The sequence below is a fragment of the Chryseobacterium sp. genome (genome assembly GCF_041914225.1).
In the GTDB taxonomy this organism is placed as follows: domain Bacteria; phylum Bacteroidota; class Bacteroidia; order Flavobacteriales; family Weeksellaceae; genus Chryseobacterium.
In genome coordinates, this window is sequence record NZ_JAYSDT010000023.1 from 34194 (window position 1) to 50710 (window position 16517).

At 37.4% G+C, this 16517-nt stretch carries 14 protein-coding genes; 5 read left to right on the forward strand and 9 right to left on the reverse strand.

Annotated elements, in window-relative coordinates:
* The first annotated feature begins 156 nt into the window (after window positions 1-156).
* Window positions 157-1002, forward strand: coding sequence for a T9SS type A sorting domain-containing protein (locus ACE3RB_RS11930; protein ID WP_374464412.1), 846 nt, complete (start codon window positions 157-159; stop codon window positions 1000-1002).
* Window positions 1003-1089: 87 nt separating this feature from the next.
* Here the strand turns inward: ACE3RB_RS11930 and ACE3RB_RS11935 are convergent, their stop codons facing one another.
* From ACE3RB_RS11935 to ACE3RB_RS11965, 7 genes are all read right to left on the reverse strand, one after another.
* Window positions 1090-1539: a VOC family protein gene (locus tag ACE3RB_RS11935; RefSeq protein ID WP_374464413.1), complete on the reverse strand. Its 450-nt coding sequence runs from the start codon at window positions 1537-1539 to the stop codon at window positions 1090-1092.
* Window positions 1540-1594: 55 nt separating this feature from the next.
* Window positions 1595-1966: a VOC family protein gene (locus ACE3RB_RS11940; protein ID WP_332387624.1), complete on the reverse strand. Its 372-nt coding sequence runs from the start codon at window positions 1964-1966 to the stop codon at window positions 1595-1597.
* Between the two features lie 75 nt (window positions 1967-2041).
* Complete coding sequence (locus ACE3RB_RS11945) at window positions 2042-2512, reverse strand: hypothetical protein (protein ID WP_374464414.1); 471 nt, start codon at window positions 2510-2512, stop codon at window positions 2042-2044.
* 12 nt (window positions 2513-2524) lie between these two features.
* Window positions 2525-2980, reverse strand: coding sequence for a DUF1569 domain-containing protein (locus ACE3RB_RS11950; RefSeq protein ID WP_002977932.1), 456 nt, complete (start codon window positions 2978-2980; stop codon window positions 2525-2527).
* Between the two features lie 291 nt (window positions 2981-3271).
* Entirely contained in the window at window positions 3272-4480 is a 1209-nt protein-coding gene (locus tag ACE3RB_RS11955) for an ABC transporter permease (RefSeq protein ID WP_374464415.1), read from the reverse strand.
* Between the two features lie 66 nt (window positions 4481-4546).
* Window positions 4547-5503 carry an HlyD family secretion protein gene (locus ACE3RB_RS11960; RefSeq protein ID WP_374464416.1) on the reverse strand — a complete coding sequence of 319 codons (957 nt, stop codon included), beginning with the start codon at window positions 5501-5503 and terminating at the stop codon, window positions 4547-4549.
* Window positions 5504-5514: 11 nt separating this feature from the next.
* Window positions 5515-6933 (reverse strand): TolC family protein, encoded by a 1419-nt coding sequence (locus tag ACE3RB_RS11965; protein ID WP_374464417.1) that lies wholly within the window; start codon window positions 6931-6933, stop codon window positions 5515-5517.
* 163 nt (window positions 6934-7096) lie between these two features.
* Between ACE3RB_RS11965 and ACE3RB_RS11970 the strand changes: the two genes are divergently transcribed.
* A complete protein-coding gene (locus ACE3RB_RS11970) occupies window positions 7097-7225 on the forward strand; it encodes a hypothetical protein (RefSeq protein ID WP_374464418.1) in 129 nt (42 codons plus the stop codon).
* Between the two features lie 304 nt (window positions 7226-7529).
* On the opposite strand, the gene eco is transcribed toward ACE3RB_RS11970, so the two are convergent.
* Both eco and ACE3RB_RS11980 read right to left on the reverse strand, forming a co-directional pair.
* Entirely contained in the window at window positions 7530-8018 is a 489-nt protein-coding gene (gene eco / locus ACE3RB_RS11975) for a serine protease inhibitor ecotin (RefSeq protein ID WP_374464419.1), read from the reverse strand.
* 150 nt (window positions 8019-8168) lie between these two features.
* A complete protein-coding gene (locus tag ACE3RB_RS11980) occupies window positions 8169-14102 on the reverse strand; it encodes an alpha-2-macroglobulin (RefSeq protein ID WP_374464420.1) in 5934 nt (1977 codons plus the stop codon).
* An 18-nt stretch (window positions 14103-14120) separates the two neighbouring features.
* Between ACE3RB_RS11980 and ACE3RB_RS11985 the strand changes: the two genes are divergently transcribed.
* From ACE3RB_RS11985 to ACE3RB_RS11995, 3 genes are all read left to right on the forward strand, one after another.
* Window positions 14121-14876 carry a hypothetical protein gene (locus tag ACE3RB_RS11985; protein WP_374464421.1) on the forward strand — a complete coding sequence of 252 codons (756 nt, stop codon included), beginning with the start codon at window positions 14121-14123 and terminating at the stop codon, window positions 14874-14876.
* Between the two features lie 3 nt (window positions 14877-14879).
* Complete coding sequence (gene recF, locus ACE3RB_RS11990; protein ID WP_374464422.1) at window positions 14880-15959, forward strand: DNA replication/repair protein RecF; 1080 nt, start codon at window positions 14880-14882, stop codon at window positions 15957-15959.
* A gap of 137 nt (window positions 15960-16096) precedes the next feature.
* A complete protein-coding gene (locus ACE3RB_RS11995) occupies window positions 16097-16474 on the forward strand; it encodes a four helix bundle protein (protein ID WP_374464423.1) in 378 nt (125 codons plus the stop codon).
* Window positions 16475-16517: the final 43 nt, after the last annotated feature.

The following is a 16517-nucleotide window of genomic DNA, read 5'->3' on the forward strand; positions in this document are numbered from 1 at the left end:
CAAAATTGCGTATTTCTACGCGTTTTTAAATCTGGCACTTAATACGCTGTAATGGCTTTAAGTTTCCTTGTTACTTTGTGGTATCCCTTACAGAAACACCCTGTGAGGATATAAAAAGGAAACTCATCTCCCGCAATCTTTAAAAAAATCTATATCATGAAAAAAATTATCTTTTGGGGCACCTTTGTTTTCTTAAACACTATTGCACCGGTCAATGCACAGACAACCACTGTAACTTTTGAAACCTCATCTGGTGGCAGTACAAGTTTTATCAGCAATGGATATACATTCAATATTCTTTCACAAGCCGGAACTTTCAGAATTCAAAGCAATTATCCTAACACCGGCTGGAACGGAACAGCTAATGACAATGTTTATATTGACAATACCGGAACAACGAATGTCAATTCTCCTTCATTCAGTGTTAAGAGCAGTTCTTCATTCACAGTTTCAAAATTTTGGGTATTCCTGAGCAATACTTCTTTAAATCAGTCTACCTCATCAGGGACGCTTATTATTACAGGAAAATTAGGAGGAATTACAAAGTTTACCACGACAAAAACTTCCGGTTTTAATACCACATTCAATGCAACAATAGGAACAACAGGGATTAATAATGGATTTACACTGATTGATCTTGCTACCCTGAATAACCAGAACAACAGCAATACAGTAATTGATGAGATCCAGCTGCAATCAACCGGAGGATATGTTTATATGTGTCTGGATGCATTTACTTGGACAAAAATTTCAACTTTGGGAACTTCAGAAAACATCATCAAAGACAAAGGGAATATTTATCCTAATCCAACTACCGGCATCTTCCATATTGATCATCTGAAAAAAAATGATACAATCTCTTTATATGACCAGTCCGGAAAGCTCATAAAATCTGCGGAAGTGACAAGTGATGAAAATACGTTTGACATTACCGAACTGCCTGAAGGAATCTATCTCATCAAAACAGAAACAGCAAGCTATAAAATCATCAAAAAGAACTAAGAACTATTTCTTGCAAATAGCTTACAGTAAATAAAAAACCGACAGCTATTTGTCGGTTTTTTTATTATTTTGAAATCAAATATGAATTTACGGATGCTGCTGCATTTTCGCAGGATCGTCATAGTTTACCATCCAGTTAATCCCGAATTTATCAGTAAACATTCCGAAATAAGCTCCCCAAAACGTATCTGCCATAGGCATTGTTACCTGTCCTCCTGCAGAAAGTCCACTGAATAATTTATCTGCTTCTTCTTTAGACTCTGCGTTTACTGAAATAGAAAAGTTGTTCCCCTCCTTGAAGTTGGAAGACCATTCTCCTCCGGTATCGCTTCCCATCAAAATCGTTTCCTTAGAGATCGGAAGTGAAACGTGCATAATCTTGTTTTTATCTTCTTCCGGAGTTTCTTTTCCTTCCATTGGAGGCATTTCCCCAAAAGTTCCGATATAAGGATATTCTCCACCGAACACAGATTTGTAGAAATCAAATGCTTCTCTGCAATTGCCGTTGAATGTTAAATAAACGTTTACTGTTGCCATGATTGTTTTTTATAAGTTAAGTTTGTTTTAAGCCATCTTTGTAAATGATCCTGACCTATCTGTGCTGATCTATTAAAATCATATTCCCATCCGGGTCCTTCAGATAGATATGTTCAGGTCCTGAAGTTGTTTCGTCTGCTTCCCTGCCGATTTCCACTCCGCTTTCTTTTAATCTTTTCTGAATTTCGCGTACATCATCAAAAGAATCAAGATTTTGTGCATTTTCATCCCATCCCGGATTGAAAGTAAGCATATTTCCATCAAACATGGCCTGGAAAAGCCCTATCAGTGTGGAACCGTTTTTCATGATCAGGTAGTTCTGTTCTTCCGTTCCTGCCATTGTTGTAAAACCCAGCTTCTCATAGAAGTCTTTGGATTTCTGAAGATCCTTTACGCTTAAGCTGATTGAAAATGCGCCTAGTTTCATAGTGTTAGTGAGTTTTTAAGATAAGACCTGAGGTCTGAGGTATTTTTAAGTCCGGTATAAGATGATGAGGGGCTGTTACTGATTTTTCAGATGGGTTTTAAATTCAAGGGTTCCGTCATAGCTTTTCCAGTCTCCTGTAAGCTCAATGTATTGCCCTTCAATTTTCTCTGTTTTCTTATTCCATTTAAAATTATAGGTAAATTTCCCTTTGAAAAGTCCGGAATGCTTTCCTTTATTCTCTTCTGCCAGTTCATATTCGCCATATACTGTTCCCTGCTTCCTGGAATCTTTATATTTTGAAATGGTAATTTTACCTTCAAATTTTGTGTAATCGGTATCTACAAGAGAATACCCTGAAACGAAATATTCCTGATCATTTTTTTTATTCTGTTCAGAGATATTGATCTTCAGTTTCAGCTCCTGACCTTTGTTTCCGATAGTTCCTATATAAGGTTTACTATTATTCAGCCATGCATTGGAAATATCCGGCATCTGGCCCATTACAAAATTGACAGCCAGAACAAAAAGTAATAAAAGTTTTTTCATGTATTGTTGTGTTTATACTCCAAACTGTGCCAGGTGATGGTTCAGATGCTTGGCAAACATATTGTTCCATTCCTGAGCATTTAATTTTCCAAAAGAGAAAGACTCTTTCCCATCGAAAGCATCTGCTCCCAATTGCTGTGTCTTCTGAATAAAACCTATCAGTCTTGTTTTTTCTTCATGAAAATTCTTTCTGGTGGTAATCAAAAACTGAGGTGCCGTAGGAGAATCTCTCGGATAGGCTTTTTCCCCTACCACTTTAGGTTTTACAAAAGTCTTCAATATAAATTTTGCAATAGCTCCAGGTTTTTTGTGTTTTTCCGGTTCGTATACCATTTCGTAGGTTATACAGCAGTGTGCCAGCATCTGATCCACCGTCATTTTCCCCCACAAACCATGGGTATCTTCCACCAACCTGTTGATTCTATCTATATAGTTTTGAGCATCTTTTGCATCAAATACATTTTCCATATAATTTCTATTTTACAACAGACAAATATATCAGTTTTTTTGTTTGATTTTATAGTCGGTTGAAAAAATTGGGTGTGGATGGTTTCGGGATGCGTGTTGCAGGATGGTGCTTTATTGGTTCCAAATTATGAGTTCTGAGTTGTGAGCTTTTGAGTTCCGGGATACAGGGTGTTAGTTGCCGGGTTTCGGGATTTGATTTTGAATAATTTAATCCAAATATTCTTAACCAGTAACCAATCAACCAGAAACCAGAAACCAGAAACCAACAATCAATTAACCAGCAACTAAAAACTACTCACTATCCTCCGGAGAACTATTCTCTACCACAGTTTCCTGTGGAGCTGCTTTTTTGAATATAAACCAAAGCTTGATCTTTAAAGCAATCCAGCCAATAACAACATATATTACTAAAAGAATACTTAAATGTTTCAGGTAAGGAAAAGTAAGTTCTACCGATCCTTTTTGAATCAATAGAATTTTAAAGGCCTGCAGAAAGGGAGTCAGCGGAATAATATTCGCGATAAACTGAACAAAAGCAGGCATCGCATTCAGAGGCCAGGTAAAACCACTGATAATGAACGCCGGTGAAGCAATAACCATTAGGATCTGCGTTGCTTTCAATGCATCCGGGATCAGAATACTGATAAAGACACCCAGAAATGAAACGGATCCCACAAAAACCGCTGTCAGAAGAATAAAATTGAGTATCCCTTCCGGCATCGGAACCCTGAAGATCATATGCATAAAGTAATAAATGCCTACAATAAGAACAGAGAACACCCAGATTGGTATTACCTTAATCAGCATGGTTGGGAAAGCCCATCTTTTCATTTTCAGGTATTCTTTTACGAAAGAGCCTCTTTCAAATTCTGCGGCAAAACTTACGGCCATAGCCAACAGAATTACCTGCTGTAAAACAACGGCAAGCATTGCAGGCCACATGAAAATAAGGTAGTTTCCGGTAGTATTGAAAAGTGTAATGTAATTGGCTTTAAAAGGTTCATACTGGGTAACAGCCTTTGCAGCGGGCATTCCGGCCTTTTGGAGGGCTTTTATGGAAGCTCCGGCTGAGAATGTTCCAATGGTCAGCTGAAGTGCTTTGGATGCAAAATTGGCCGTTAAAACATTCCCGGTATTGACATAAACATTGAGTTCGGGATACTTTTTCTGAAGCATATCTCCTTCAAACCTGGAAGGAATAATGACTACAGCCGCAGCCTCATGTCTGATCACCTCATCTTTGATACTCAGAGGCTCCTGGAGGTATCTGAAAACCTTAATGCTTTTATTGTCTTCGAGCATTTCCGTCAATTGATTGGATAAAGGCGTATTATCTCTGTCGACAACCAATACAGGTGTATTTTCAACTTTTCCGCTTTTGTAGACAAACCCCAGCAAGGTTGCATAGAACACCGGTGCCAGAAAGAACACCGTTCTTAGGGTAGAATTGCCGATAAAAAGTTTAAACTCACGTTTTAAAAGACGGAAAAATTCTTTCATCTGTATATTTTTATAGGTTAGAAACGTAATGGAATTTCGTTGAAATTCTATCCGCTTCGTATCATTTTATTTAAGGATTACATTGGCATTGACCAGAATATTTTTAGCTTTATTCATATCCTTAGGCTTTACTTTGATCTCGTAGATCGCGTCCTGCAGCTGATAATCCGGATACGCAGTAGTAATATCGGCATACTTTGTCAGCTGTTTGATATACACGATAGTTCCTGTCAGGTTTTCTTTATTGTACACCACCTGCATCGTCACCTCCTGCCCTTTTTTATATTTTGAAATAGCACTTTCCGGAATGGTAAACCTGAAATAAGTACTTTCGGGGATATATCCGTTAAATAGTGCAAATCCTGCTGTTGCAAGCTCACCAGTGTTTAAGCTGATGGTTTCTATTTCCATATCATTGGTCGCAATGATATATCTCTCTGAATAGGCAACATTGGCCTCCTGTAAAGCTCCTTTTGCCTGTGAAGCCTGCCCTGCCGCCATCTCCACTTTTTCGAAGCGGGTTCCTCTTTTTACATCATCCAGCTCTGCCACTACAGCATCATACTGAGCTTTCGCCCCCTGTAATTTTGCGTAGATTTCATCATGAGCCTGCGGAGACATTAAGCTGTCACGGAACATATTATTGGCTCTTTTATAAGATTTCTGAGCAAATTCATACTGCTCTTTCAATCCTTTATATTTGGCCTGAAGCTGTTTCAGCTGATCGGCTGTTGCTCCGTTTTTAGCCATTTGTTCCTGGGCCGTAGCAGCACTTACTGCTCCTTGCGCCTGCGCTATTTTTGCAGAAACTTCCGGTACATCAAGCTGTGCCAGGGTATCCCCTTTCTTCACAGTCTGCCCTTCGGAAACATATATTTTTAAAATCCTTCCGGTGACTTTAGGGGCAAAAGAGATCACATCTTTCTTGGTTTTCCCTTCCGGTTCTTTGATCTTTTCATTTTTTTTGTCACAGCTCCCTAACAAAATCAGAACGGCGAAGAGTATAGATATATTTTTATGCATGATTTAAATGGTTAAGGAATTAAATAAAATTTGGTGATATCCAGCTCCTGAGTAGACCTCATCAGTTCTATTCCCGCTCTTCTCTGGTTGAAAACAGCATTCTGGTATTCCAGTTCGGCAGCTTCAAGATCATTTTCTGCATCAATGAGCTGTGAAGATTTGCTCATTCCGTATCTGAATTCTTTTTCTGCCTGTACGAGTGCATTTTTTGCAAGCTCTTTTTCTTTGGCTTTCAGGGTAATCTGTGCGGAAGCAATATCATAATTGGTTTGGTTATTGGCCAGATTCAGTGTCAGTTTTTTCAGAGCATCCTCTTTCTGGTTCTGCAATACTTCTTTTCCGACTTTGGCTGTTTCTTCAGCATGTTTTCCTTCTTTACCGTCAAAAATTTCCCATTTAAAACCTACTCCTGCTGTTATCAATGGAAATACATTGATATTATTGGGCCTCCAGTCCAGTTTTTTCCCTTCATATCCAAGCAATGGAACTGCCGGGATTATATTTTCTGAGGATTTTATTCTGTTCCCATACAATCCGATATAATAAGCAGAAGCCATCAGCTGGACTTTAGGAATCATCCATGTTCTTTCGGCTTTTATCTTATAATCTGCTGCACTGATGCCATGTTCCAAAGCACGAATTTCGGCTCTCTGCTCTATTCCTTTTTCTGCAGCCAGCAGTTCCACCGGAGATAATACCGGATCAATCATTCTGAGCCTTTCCTTGTTGATTCCGGTTAAAACATAAAGCTGGGTAAGAAGTAATTCTTTTTTACCTTCATATTCTACCATTTTAGCATTCAACGTAGCTTGTGCCAGCTCAATCTTCTTATGATCATAAGGAGTAATCAGACCGTAACCTAGAGCTTTGTCTGCTGTTTTCCTGTTGATATCCAGTCTTTTTTTACTCTCATCCAGTACCTTCTTAGACTGATGAATCAGGGCCAGCTGGTCATATGCCCTGGAAATAGTGGCAATAACCTCATCTTTTGTTTTCTCCAGAAGTATATCTTCAGATTTTTTCTTTTCTTCAACCGCCTTTTTCATGTATTTAACCTTTCCGCCTGAATACAGAAGCATTTTGGCATCTGCCTTAGCAATACCTGAAAATCCGGATACATTGAAATTATTGTTGAAAGTTCCCTCCGGAATATTAATAAAAGGCGCAAGATTGAATTCCGGTGACGTAAGCCTTGCGGTCCCGTTGAGATAACCGGCCTGACCACTCAGTTCCAGTGTCGGAAGAAAGATATCTTTCAGTTTATGTTCATCAAGGTCGGTAAGTTTGTTTTGGGTAATCTGCATTTTGAGGTTCGAGTCGCGAACTATAGCACTATCCAGAAGTTCTTTAAAATCCGGCGCAGACTGTGCCCAGCCAAAAGCAGGGAAAGCAAAAAAATTAAACGTAAAAATCAATAAATTGTTTTTCATGGTTTATGTTTACAACAAATATAATGCAAAAAAAGGTTAAATGCTTAAAGATAATTCTACAATGTGGTGAATTTAAAGTAAGTTTAAAATATGTTTAAGTTTAAAACCTTATAAAATAAAGTTTTGTCCGAAGCGTTTAAATGTTAATTAAATACTAAGAAACTTGAAAAAAATTTTAACTCTACTTTTCTGTATTCTTTTTGCGACACTTTTTGCAGGAAACAAAGAAAAAAAAGAACGTTCTCTGGAAAAAAACAACTTATCATTTGGAATCTGGATTCCTGCAGAATGACAATGCAATGGATAAAGCAAATAGTTTGTCTATTCCGTAGGAATTTATAGTCTAACAATATCTAGCATCCTAATTCACGACCCCCTCAAACTCTCCCGATCAGCACACCTTATCCCAAAAACATCAGAATTGTTTTTCAAAGATTAAATATAATAGCTGGATTCCTACAGAATGACACACTGGATGGATAAACTTTGGTAATTACCTGCTTAATCACCAAAATCTGCGAGAGAAAGTACGAATTATAAACGAAAACTCCCCACATCACTGTGAGGAGTTTTCTGTATGATTATAATAAGCTGATTTATTTTTGAACTGCTTTTTTCATCGCAGCATCCGGACGTAAAATTCTGTAACGAACTTCGATATCTTTCGGTACATAGAATACCAACGGAAGTTTACTGTTGTATCTTACGATTTCAGGCTTTAAGGTCACAAACTTTTTAGTCAGTTTTTTATCCAGGCAGCCCATCAGGGTTCCTGCAGTTTCCCCTTTAGATTCTACTTCATAATAGTTATAGCCCCAACCCTGAAGATCCTGGGTTTTCATTTCTCCCATCAGGAAGTAATTGTTACAGTCTAACATTTTTTCAGCCCCAACAAAAAGTTCAACTTTTAAATCGTTTTCGTTTTTTGCTACGGGAAGCTGAATATATACCTGCTTATATCCTTCTTTTGCCTTTGGGAACATTTCAATCTGTAGTTTTTCAAACTTTTCTGCTTTCTTTTGAGCGAAAGCATTTACCCCTGCCATCAATACCAATCCTGTAATTAAAGTTTTAGAAAATTTCATCTTTATAATTTTTTTAATTTGTACTCATCTGATTTCAAAAACCATTCCAAAATTAAACATATGTTTGATTTTTCGATTTAATTCTATCCTGTCTAAAAATCGTTAAAGAAAAAACTGCAGTAAAAATTACTACAGTTTTATGCTTATCAGTTACTCTGAAATCGTTACATTGCTTCCTTTGGTGTGTGCATTCATCTGCGGTGCGTAATAATTCTGCATCGTTGTTATTCCGTTGGAAAATTTACCGGATGCATTGGCTACCACATCGTATTCAAAAACATATTTTCCTTTCGGCATGTATTGAATATAAAAATTGGTAGAAGCATCTTTAGTCGACTGATAATATCCAAGGTTATTCTTCCACTGATAACCGGATAATACATCTACCGGTTCAAATCCTGCTGCGCGCATATCTTTGATGTGAATAAACTCCATTGCCCTGTCTGTATTCAGAATCATTCTTACCGTCACTTTATCTCCTACTTTCAATGGCGTTTCGGAAGAGATCTTCTGAAGTTCTTCTCCATTTACCGTTTTCACTTTTTTATAAAGTTCTTTCGTTACAGAGATATAATTTTCAGAAGATTTGATTTTATCAAGGTCTTCGTAGTACTGCCAGAACAATCCTCCCTGAACAATTCCGGGACCAGGTTTAGTAACGGCTACTGAGGCTAAGCTTTTATCTATAGCTTCTGGCTTCACAGTTGATTTTACATAACCTGCTGCCTGTGTCTGAGGAACCAACTCTTTTCCTCCCCAAACGATAGTAGCTTTATCACTCTCAGTTCCTGTCCATGATTTTCCTGAATTCAAAATAGTAAAGATCACCTCTGCTGTTCCTCTTGAGCTTCCCCACGAGTTGACTTCTTTCTGGGTTACGAGCCAAATCTTCATATCTTCAATAAAGTTTTGATCATTAGGTTTTAACGTATTGAAAGCTTCAAGGGCACCAGCATGGTTGACCACTTTAGAACCGAACCATCCCCAATCATTAAGATTTTGTTTCCAGTAAACACCTTGTGTTTTGGTATCTGTGGAAGTTTCTTTAAGATAAGTCATTAACTTATCAGATACCTCTTTCAGGCCATAGTCATTCATTAATAATGCAGCCCGGTGAAGTCCGAAGAAGGTAAAATCTGTGATCTTAGCTGTCTTGGCTTTTTGTTTCACCAGCGTTTTCAGGGTAGCTCCTTTTCCTTTTAAAGGATATTGTTTTTCCCAATAGTTTCTGGTATCAAGATAGTCTATTGCCCAGTTGTTCCAGACATTTCCTTTTTTCACATCAAAATACCTGTTAACCTCATTGTCTACATACTGAATCAGTTTATCGACAAGAGCTTTTTGATCAGCACTTTGATAATCTTTCACATTGTCTTTCAGCCAGGAATTGATTTTCCCTAAGTTTTTAAGGATGTACAATGATGTTCCGTTAGAACTTGGATAACCAGGATACCATGAAAAGCCACCATCCGGATTTTGCAGTTTTTTGAAGTCCTCCCAATCCTGATTAATTGAATTTTTCATCGTATTGACATCAAATAATAATGCCAGTTTCTGCATCTGTTCTCCTTCATTTTTGCTTTCCAGTACCCAAGGGGTTTCTTCCAGCAACAGCTGTTTCAGTTCCTGATTTTTTTCAAGATTTGAATTTAATAATCCTTTATTCTGATATTCTTCGAAAACCGTTTTCATTTTTGGATTGGCTTTGAATATTTCCGAAGCCAGTACATCTGCAAACCACTTATTGAAAATCACATCCGCAGAATTATTCTGGTCATTTTTCAGACTTGGAAGGGCAAACATGATTTCCCAGATCGGATTGGTTGTCAGCTCCAATGTATTGGAAACATTAGACGCTGTTGTGGAGGTATTATTTTTAAGATTATCAAGTACAAATGTTTTGGTTTCTCCTTCTTTCACAAAAACCGGAACAGCGTCCGTCACCAGCATTCTGTTCGGTAGTACAGCAATAGCCTTCTGCTCACCGTCAGAATACTGACCTGCTTTGGCAACCACTTTGAAAATAACGGAGGAAACATTGTCCGGAACTTTTAATTTCCATGTCAATGCGCTGCTTCCGTTTTCATTTAAGTTGAAATTTTGCACAGCTGAATTGATTCCGAATTTTGATGAAATATTTTCATTGGTAAAGGCATCCAGAATCTGTAATTCAGCAGAACCGTTCAGTTTTTTATCCGTAAGGTTTGAAAGTTTCGACTGCAGGTTCAGTTCATCGCCTTCTCTCAGGAATCTCGGATAGTTGGAAGTCACTGAGAATTCTTTCTGCGTTACCACTTCTTTTTCCAGGGTAGCTGCTCTTGCATCTTTTGTGTGTGCAAGGAACATCAGCTTCCATTTTGTCAGTGCTTCCGGAGAGGTGAACTCGAAGTTGACATTTCCTTCGGCATCGGTTTTCAGATTCGGATAGAAGAAGGCTGTTTCGTTCAGATTCTGGCGGACAGCCACTTTTTCCAGCACTTTTTCTGCTTCATCATTGCCTAAAGCACCACTTCCGTCAGATTTCATTACTAAGGCTTCTTCTTTTGCTAAGGGAGCAGCCGGCATAGCAACTTTCGCACCCCTCATAGATCTGTAGCTTGTAACTTCTGAAGCAGTTACGCTCTTAGGTTTAGGACAACCATTATATTGAGAGGATCCTGGAACAGTAGGACAAGCATCATCTTTATCACTAATACCATCACCATCATAATCCCATCCAATACCAAACCTTCCATCAAACCAGTTAAACTGAGGAACAGTTACATATTTATCCTCGAAATATCTCAGCCTTTTCTGATAGTTTTGCTGCTGCAGGTAATTGTTAATGCCATAAGAACTAACAATCACAAATGGGGTATATAATTTTCTCCAGCTATAGCTGTTGGCAGCAAACTGATCCAGAGACATATCATACATATTGGCCAATACCTCTGCATTGATCTTTTCTTTATCGTTTCCGGTTACTTTTACGGTCCATTTTTCTTTAACATTAGGCTCCAGTTTATCTCTGAAGGTTACCGTTTCAATCTTTAAAGGTTTGTCAGTGTCTTTGATCTTTAGGGAAACAGATTCTGTATTCACATCATTAAATGCCACCAGTTGAAACTGAAGGTTCAGTTCTGATACACTTTTATCTTTAGGAATTTCAGCAGTATATTCCAATATCCCTTTTTTCAGCTGATGAACTTCGGAAACGGTTTTTCCGGATCCATCCTGCACAAAAACATTCACCAAAGCATCAGGAACTGCTGAAAACACATACACTTTTGCTTTTTCTCCTCTTGACAATTCTTCTTTCGGAGCAATAACCGTAAGGAATGTTTTCTGGGTTGGCTTTAAAGCTGTTTTATCCCAAACACTAAAGTTCTGAGCACTTTTGATGGTATCTTTTCCTTCGATATTGAAAAGTTCCAGCAGGTAGTCTCCTGCTTCCAGCTTCCCTAAATCAAGTTGAGCATTATCTGCAGATGGCTGCTGTTGTTTTTCAAGTAATACTTTTTCTGTTTTCCAGTTTTTGATCTCATCATTTTTATCAAAAAGATCGTGAGGAAATTTACTGATAAATTCTTCTTTTGAATATTTCGGAAGATTCTGTACCTCAGATTTAAAATTATCCCTGAAAATCCTTTCCGGAGTACTTAGCTTAGAAAGCTTAACCTGATAGGATTTCTTAAGGTTCTGTTCATTATAATTTTTGGTTTCAACTTTTACTTTTACATTTTCATCCGCAAAAGTATTGCTGATATTTTCTGCCTGAATATAATGCGAAACCGATGCTACTTTCAGTTGGGTATCCGCGGTCTGCGTTTCACCATTGATATCTGTTACAGATGCATTGATGGCATAATTATCAATCTGTATTCCTTCTAGTTTTTCATCTTTTTTAAGTTCCAGGCGAATGACAAATTCTCCCTTTTCATTGGTTTTTGTTTCTCCCAGAATTGAGTTTTCATTATCATCATTCTGTGGATACCAGCTGAAATATCTCCATCTGATATTCTGTTTTTTGATCTCGTAGTTCACCGTGGTATTGTTCAGCGGAACACCGGAGAACATCACTGCTTTTCCTTTCAGCTCTATGGTCTGGCCATATTTATACTCGTCCTTTACAGGTTCAAAGGTTACTTCAAACTTTGGTCTTTTATATTCTTCTACCCTGAAATTTTTATACCCCTGGCTTTCTCCTTCAATTCTCAGGTAAAAGTTACCGTTCAGTTTTCCTTTTGGAAGGATGAAACTTCCATGATAAGAACCAAACTCATTGGTCGTAAATTCCTGGGAAGAAACTTCCTCATTATTGGTATTCAGTAACGTTATTTTCTGTTTTAATCCGGAAAGAACAGCTTCCACCTCTTTATTCTGTCTGGTATTAATGACCTTGAAATAAACGGTCTGCCCGGGACGGTAAATTCCTCTGTCGATGAAGATCTGAGCCGTTGAACGGGTTTGTTTATTAGGATTGTAATCGTCATCATAGCCTCTGTTTCCGTACACCTGCATGATCTGGAAGTCATTGGTCTTAGGCTGCTGAATCAGAAAAGTCCTGTAATAGTCTTTGCTTTCTGTGGAAGGAAACTTAAACACTCCGTTTGCATTGGTTGTTCCATCTATTTTATTTAATGTTTTATTGGAAACAAATTCATAAAACTTAAGTCCTTCATTGGTCACCGGCTTTCCATTTTCACTGTTTACCAGCTTCAGCTCATCAGAAAGAGGATTTCTGTCCGTTTTATTCTGATAAATAATCCTGTTTCCGGAAACCAGGAAATAAAAGTTCTGTCTTGAGTCTGTATCTTTCATATCAGCACCTGCAACTGTAAACTCTGCAACATACACCCCTGACGGAAGCGGCTTAACTTCCAGTGAAGTTTTATGACTCTGATAATCCTTAGGGTCCGGAAGCTGGAATGTTTCTTTTCTTACAAGATTCTTTTTCAGCTTTCCGAAAGTATCGGAGTAAGAATTCTGAACATACTGAAGCAGTGAAGTGAAGTCATCTTTTACTTCATAAATGTTCAGGGTAAATTCTGATACATTCTGATATTGCGCCACAAAATGAATCGGCAGGTTATTCTGAGTCTGGGATTCATATTTGATCGTCAGGTACGGATTCACAATCTGCGCTTCCTTACTTTTGATATTTTCAATAAAAGGAGATTTCGGATATTCACTTTTTGCCTGGGCAGCTATTGCAAGGGCTTCTTTAGGTTTCTTCCTGTTAACAAGTTCATCCATGATATTATCCATAATCATCACTTTATAATCTCCTTCCACATTAGTTTTTAAGAGATTCTGAAGCTGCTCAAGCCTGTCTTTGCAATGATTGAAATTACAGTTCTCTGTAATCTTTTCTTTCATAAAGTATAACTTTGGATTCCCCGTGTTCTGTGCAATCAGCTCGTCATAGATGGCATTGATCGCTGTACGGTTGGCAGTCAGTTCATTTTTTGTGAAAATATTGTTTTCGGATAAAAATTCTACTTTTTTAAGGGCATACCAATCGGACAGTGTCGGGAAATAGGCAATGTCGTTTGTTCCGGAAAAGATATCCTTATATTTTTCCAGTGAAATCTTTTTCATTTCAGGTTTTTCCTGATCAAGTTCCTGAAAACTTTTGGTAAGATAATTTTTGTAATCAAGCTTACTCCAGGTTTCTATCTGAGAAACATCCTGAGAATTGATGTTGGTTCTTCCGTTTATTTTCCATAGGTTTTGATTGTAATAATCCATGAAGAAGCCGTTCAGCAGGACTTTGTATACCAATTTACCTTCACCTGCCAGTTTTCCTTCCGTATCCTTAAGTTTTTTAAAAAATTGGGAAGCAGCATCATTCTGATCATCATCCACCGTTTGGTTGACAATACTGAATTCCGCTTTCAGAGAACGGATCAGCTCAAAGGCATTATTTTCTTTCATGGCTTGTTTTTGTATGTCTAAAATAATGGGAAGATTAGATTTATACGCTCCTTTTGTACTGTTTTCAGCAATTTTTTTCCATTGGGTATCGTAATATTTCTGTGCGGATACCATTGAAAAGCTCAGCATTACAAGCAAAAGCAGAAAAATCTTGGAAAATCTTTTCATATATATTAATTTTGATAAATGAACATCTTAAAAGTACTGAAAAAAACTGTCATAGACAGCCAGATCTATGTCTCCCTTATGGGAACTCTTTTTGCAGTATTTTTCATGAAAGAGCAAAACACATTCCGTTTCCCTACTGGTCTGCTTATTTTCATCACTTATTTCAGCGGTTACCTTTACACCAAATATCAATACACCAGACATTTCCTCAAAATACTGGTTATGAATGCCATAGCCGGGATTATTTGTGCTTTTTTAATCATTCATAATCATAATGAAATAAGGCTTTTGAAATGGTTCATTATTGTTGTGCTGGGATTGCTTTATAACAGTTTTTTTCTTGATGTCTATATCCGGAAAATTCCCTTACTGAAAGTTTTTTATGTAGGCCTGGTCTGGGCACTCGTCAACTGCTGGCTTACGCTTCCGGAATTCAGCATTCCTATTTTCCTGATCAGTTTTTTCTTTATTACGGCACTTGTTCTTCCCTTTGATATCCGGGATATGGATAGTGATACCGTAAAAACCTTTCCTATGCTGATAGGGGTACAAAACACCAAATATATTGCCTATGCGCTCGTTTTCATCAGTAATATAATTGGTATCTTCTTCCTTGAATTACAATATGCCAAAGCTTTTTTTATGGCTGGTATTGCAACTTATATTCTTATTTATTTCTCTGAAAATAAAAGGGATGACACTTATTTTTCATTCGGGGTGGAAACTTGTTCTGCACTTCCTTTTTTATTTTTACTAATAATGAAGTATTTTTGACGAATGATTATCAAGAAGCTTTCCCTCTACAATTTCAAAAACCATACTGAGAAAAAATTTGAATTCTCCCCGCAGATCAATTGTTTTGTGGGTAATAACGGTGTGGGAAAGACCAATATTTTGGATGCTCTGCATTATTTATCCGTAGGAAAAAGCTTTTTAGGCAATACAGATCTCAACAATATAAAAAAAGAGGAGGATTTTTTCACTATTGATGCTGAAATCCAGAATGAGGATAGTGAAGATCTCATCAGAATTACCCAGCCTAAGGAAGCCAAAAAGGTGATTAAGAAAAATGATAAAAGCTATGACAGGCTTGCGGATCATATCGGTTATCTTCCGAGCGTTATGATTTCTCCTTACGACTCCAATCTTATTTCGGATTCCGGGGAAAGCAGACGTAAGTTTCTGGACTCTATGATTTCCCAGACGGATTCCGGGTATCTTTTTGACCTCATTCAGTATCAGAAGACCATTCAGCAGCGAAATGCCCTGCTCAAGTATTTTGCCAAGAACAGAGCCTGGGACAAAGATTCGCTGGAAATCTATGATGACCCAATTATCAGATTCGGGACGAAAATATTTAATAAAAGAAAAGAGTTTGTAGAGCAGCTTAATCCTATTGTTCAGAATTTCTATAAGATTATTTCCGGTGGAAAAGAAACCGTATCCGTGATTTATGAATCTCATTTACTGGAAGACTCTTTTGAAAATCTTTTAAAGGAAAGCCTTGAAAAAGACCGCATGCTAACCTACACTTCGAAAGGAATTCATAAGGATGACCTTCTTTTCGAAATGGATCATGTTTTAATTAAGAAAATCGGATCTCAGGGGCAGCAGAAATCTTTCCTGATCTCTTTAAAATTTGCTCAGATGAGTCTTGTAAAAGAACTCACAAAAAAAACTCCTATCCTTTTACTCGATGATATCTTTGATAAACTTGACGATATCAGGGTTTCCCAATTGATTGAACTGGTTAATCGTGAAAGTTTTGGCCAGATTTTCATCACAGATACTCACAGAGAACGCACAGAAAGTGTGGTAAAAAAGATCAATGAGGAAAGTATAATTTTTGAAGTTTAGTAAGAGTTTCGGGATGCGAGTTACGAGGTATTAAATGCAGGTAAATAAGTGTGGATGTAGATATGAAGTAAAAGACTAATATTCTTTATCATCGAATCGTTTTTTGTCTTAACTTAAGATCCTAAAACACAAATGATATGAGTTATAGAAATCTGGATATTTATAAAATAGCTTTCGACTTATTTTTAAAAACCCATAAAGCCTCCCTGCTTCTGCCTAAATATGAACTGTTTGAATTAGGCAGCCAATTAAGAAGATCTTCAGACTCAGTCATTACAAATATTGTTGAAGGCTATGGTAGATCAACTTATAGGAATGACTACATTCGCTTCCTGATTTACAGCCATGCGAGTAATGATGAAACAATTAACCATCTGGAAAAAATCATGATATTATATCCTAATTTTTTCTTAGAATTTGAAACATTAAGAAATGAATACAACACATTAGGCGGAAAAATCAACATTTATAAAAAATGGGTCATAGAAAATTGGAATAAAAATAATCTACAGTAAAAAAATAAATCCCAAAGCCAAAACCCCGAATCACGCATCCCAA